Origin of the sequence: Caulobacter sp. 17J65-9, from assembly GCF_010975005.1 — a bacterium.
Taxonomy (GTDB): Bacteria; Pseudomonadota; Alphaproteobacteria; order Caulobacterales; family Caulobacteraceae; genus 17J80-11.
In genome coordinates, this window is record NZ_JAAIVC010000359.1 from 1 (window position 1) to 518 (window position 518).

At 65.3% G+C, this 518-nt stretch carries 1 protein-coding gene; it reads left to right on the plus strand.

What is annotated here, in order from left to right; translation table 11 throughout:
- The coding region (locus G3573_RS21950) for a GTP-binding protein (protein ID WP_240454842.1) at positions 1 to 518 on the plus strand (518 nt) is incomplete at both ends.

The window sequence follows — 518 nt, forward strand, 5'->3', positions numbered from 1 at the left end:
ACGCTGACGGCTGCGATCACGATGACGCTGGCGAAGTCCGGCGGCGCGACGGCTAAGAAGTACGACGAGATCGATGCGGCGCCGGAAGAAAAGGCCCGCGGCATCACGATCAACACCGCGCACGTCGAGTACGAGACGGCCAACCGTCACTACGCGCACGTCGACTGCCCGGGTCACGCCGACTACGTGAAGAACATGATCACCGGCGCGGCCCAGATGGACGGCGCGATCCTGGTCGTGTCGGCCGCCGACGGCCCGATGCCGCAGACCCGCGAGCACATCCTGCTCGCCCGTCAGGTCGGCGTGCCGGCGCTGGTGGTGTTCATGAACAAGGTCGACATGGTCGACGACGAAGAACTGCTCGACCTGGTCGAGATGGAAGTTCGTGAACTGCTGTCGTCCTACGACTTCCCGGGCGACGACATTCCGATCGTGAAGGGCTCGGCCCTGGCCGCCGTGGAAAACCGCGACGCCGGCATCGGCGAAGAGAAGATCCTCGCCCTGATGGCCGAAGTGGA